General features: G+C 61.3%; 4 protein-coding genes. All 4 read right to left on the minus strand.

Annotation, left to right across the window (positions count from 1 at the left end; genetic code table 11):
• Positions 1–598 (minus strand): ATP-binding cassette domain-containing protein (locus tag WEB61_RS08880; protein WP_368063980.1); only part of this gene is annotated, 598 nt, incomplete at its 3' end.
• A complete protein-coding gene (locus WEB61_RS08885) occupies positions 595–1647 on the minus strand; it encodes an ABC transporter permease (protein ID WP_368063981.1) in 1053 nt (350 codons plus the stop codon). The genes WEB61_RS08885 and WEB61_RS08880, both read right to left, overlap by 4 nt.
• Positions 1648–1650: 3 nt before the next feature.
• Entirely contained in the window at positions 1651–2760 is a 1110-nt protein-coding gene (locus tag WEB61_RS08890) for a microcin C ABC transporter permease YejB (RefSeq protein ID WP_368063982.1), read from the minus strand.
• Between the two features lie 11 nt (positions 2761–2771).
• A partial coding sequence (locus WEB61_RS08895) for an ABC transporter substrate-binding protein (protein WP_368063983.1) occupies positions 2772–3671 on the minus strand: 900 nt, incomplete at its 5' end.

Consider the following 3671-nt stretch of genomic DNA (forward strand, 5'->3'; position numbering starts at 1 on the left):
TCAGCAGTTCGAGAATCTGCGCCTGCACCGTCACATCGAGCGCGGTCGTCGGCTCGTCGGCGATCAGAAGGTCGGGTTCATTGGCAAGCGCCATGGCGATGATGACGCGCTGGCGCTGTCCGCCCGACAATTGATGCGGAAAGGCGTCGAGCCGTTCCTCGGCATTCGGAATTCCGACCTTCCTCAGGAGGTCGAGCACGCGGGCCTTGACGGCATCGCCACGCAAGCCCTTGTGCTCGATCAGGACCTCGCCCACCTGCCGCTCGATCGTGTGCAGCGGATTGAGCGAGGTCATCGGCTCCTGGAAGATCATCGTGATCCTGTTGCCGCGAATGCGCCGCATCGTCGGCTCGTTCGCACCGATGAGGTTCTTGCCGTCGAACAGGATCTCGCCCGAGGGATGGAAGGCCTGCGGATAGTTGAGAAGCTGCATGATCGACAGCGCCGACACCGATTTGCCCGACCCGGACTCGCCGACCAGCGCCACCGTCTCGCCCGGCCTGATGTCAAACGAAATGCGATCGACGGCGATGGTCTCCTGCCCATCCATGCGGAAGCCGACCGAAAGCTCCTTCACGTCCACCAACGCGCCGCTCATCGCAACACCTTGCGCGGGTCGAAGGCGTCACGCACTGCTTCACCGATGAAAATCAGCAGGCTCAGCATTGTAGCGATGGCAAAAAAGCCGGTCAGTCCGAGCCACGGCGCCTGCAGGTTGGCCTTGCCCTGCGCCATCAGCTCGCCGAGGGACGGCGAGCCGGGCGGCAGGCCGAAGCCCAGAAAATCGAGGGCCGTCAGCGTTGTGATCGATGAATTGAGAATGAAGGGCATGAAGGTGAGCGTGGCGACCATGGCGTTGGGCAGCAGGTGCCGGAACATGATCTTGGCGCTGCCGAGGCCGAGCGCGCGGGCCGCGTTGACATATTCGAAATTGCGCGCGCGCAGAAACTCGGCCCTCACAACGCCGACCAGCGCCACCCAGGAAAAGAGCAGCAGGATGCCCAGCAATATCCAGAAATTGGGTTCGATGATGGCGGCGATGATGATGAGCAGGTAAAGCGTCGGAATGCTGGTCCAGATTTCGATGAAGCGCTGGAAAAGAAGATCCGTCCAGCCGCCGAAATAGCCCTGCACCGCGCCGGCCGCAACGCCGATGATCGACGACAGGATGGTCAGCGTCAGGCCGAACAGCACCGAAATACGAAAGCCGTAGATCAGCCGCGCCGCCACATCGCGGCCCTGATCGTCGGTGCCGAGCCAGTTCTCGGTCGAAGGGGGCGCGGGCGCCGGCACCGGCAGGTTGAGATTGATCGTTCGGTAGGAATAGCGGATCGGCGGCCAGATCATGAAGCCGCCCGCATCGGCGATCAGCGCCTGCACGAAGGGGTCGCGGTAGTCGGTCGCGGTTTCGAAATCGCCGCCGAATGCGGTTTCCGGATAGTCGGCAAAGACCGGCACATAAATGTCGCCCCTGTAGGCAACCATGAGTGGCCGGTCATTGGCGATGAATTCGGCAAAGAGCGACAGGAAGAAAAGTGCGCAGAAAACCCACAAGCTCCAGTAGCCGCGCTTGTTGGCCTTGAAGTTGCGCCAGCGCCGCTGGTTGATCGGGCTGATGCGCATCGCGGGCAGGGCAAGGAGAGCCATTCCTCAGACCTCCCGCGTTTCGAAATCGATGCGCGGATCGATCCATGTGTAGGTCAAATCGCTGATTAGCGCGACGACAAGGCCGATCAATCCGAAAATGTAGAGCGTTGCGAAAACAACCGGATAGTCGCGATTGACGATCGACTCGAAGCCGAGCAACCCCAACCCGTCGAGCGAGAAAATCGTCTCGATCAGCAGCGAACCGGCAAAGAAGGCGCCGACAAAGGCGCCCGGAAAGCCTGCGACGACGATCAGCATGGCGTTGCGGAAAACATGTCCGTAGAGAACCTGCCGCTCCGACAGGCCTTTCGCCCGCGCCGTCATCACATACTGTTTGCGGATTTCATCAAGGAAGGAATTTTTGGTCAGCAGCGTCGTCGTCGCGAAAGCGCCGATCGTCATGGCGGTCACCGGCAACACGATATGCCAGAGATAGTCGAACGCCTTGCCAGCGAGGCTGAAGTTCTCCCAGTTGTCGGAGGTGAGGCCGCGCAGCGGGAAGATCGAGAAATAGGAGCCGCCCGCGAAGAGCACGATCAGAAATACCGCGAACAGGAAGCCCGGCACGGCATAGCCGACAATGATGACGCCGCTGGTCCATGTGTCGAAGCGGCTGCCGTCGCGGATCGCCTTGCGAATGCCGAGTGGAATCGAGATCAAATAGGTGATGAGCGTCGTCCACAGCCCGAGCGAAACCGACACCGGCAGCTTCTCGCCGATCAGCGACAACACGCTCGTATCGCGGAAATAGCTCGTGCCGAAGTCGAAGCGTGCATAGTTCCAGACCATCAGCAGGAAGCGTTCATGCGCCGGCTTGTCGAAGCCGAATTGCACCTCGAGCGAACGCAGGAAGGCCGGATCGAGCCCCTGTGCGCCGCGATATTTGCTCGCGAGCGCGGCGTCGCCGCCACCCATCGTGCCCTGTTGCGCAAAATCGCCGCCGCCCGTGCCGCCGATGCGTGCCGTCGCCGCGACCTCGGTGCCCTGCAACTGCGCGATAATCCGCTCGATCGGACCTCCCGGCGCGAATTGCACCACGGCGAAACTGATCAGCATGATCCCGAAGATGGTCGGGATCATCAGCAGCAATCGTCGGATGATATAGGCGGCCATGCGTTTGCGCCTCAGTCCTTGATGTCGGTGGTTTCGTCGGCTTTCGCCTCGACCCACCATGTGCGTATGACGCCCCGCTCATATTCGGGCTTCGTCTCGGGTCTGCCGAAAATATCCCAAAAAGCGAGATGGTGGGAGTTCTTGTGCCATTGCGGAATCCAGTAGTGGCCTGCCCGAAGCACGCGATCGAGCGCCCGCGCCGCCACTGATTGTTCTTCACGGCTTTCGGCCGCAATCACGGTTTCGATCAGGGCGTCGATTGCGGGGTTCGAGATGCCGGACAGGTTGCGCCCGCCGGGCACGCTTGCGAATTCCGAGCTCCAGTAGCTTCTGAGTTCGATCCCGGGCGTGAGGCCAAGTGAAAAGCGGCGAATAGAGACATCGAACTCATAATTGTTCATCCGCTCCTGATACTGCGATGTATCGACCTGACGGATCGTGGCGGCAACGCCGAGCAGCCGCAGATTTTTGACGAGCGGCGCAACGATCCGCTCGAACATCGGTTCGTCATCCAGGAATTCGACCGCAAGCGTCTGCCCCTCGGGGTTGCGCCGTATGCCGTCTTCGACGCGCCATCCCGCTTCGTCGAGAAGTTGTCCCGCGCGGCGCAGCAGCTGCCGGTCCTGCCCCGAACCGTCGCTGGCGGGCGGGGTGATCGCGGGTCCGAAAACCGTCTCGGGGAGCGTGTCGCGAAACGGCTCGAGCAGTGCAAGTTCCGCCGGGTCCGGTTCGCCCTCCGCTTTCATCGGCGAGTTCTCGAAATAGCTCTCCGTCCGCTTGTAGAGGCCGTAAAAGAGATTTTTGTTCGTCCACTCGAAATCGAAAGCGAGGCCCAGTGCCTCGCGGACGCGCGGGTCCTTGAACTTTTCCCGCCGTGTGTTGAGAAACCAGCCTTGTGCGCCCGACGGCGT

Source organism: Parvibaculum sp., from assembly GCF_040882025.1.
Classification (GTDB): domain Bacteria; phylum Pseudomonadota; class Alphaproteobacteria; order Parvibaculales; family Parvibaculaceae; genus Parvibaculum.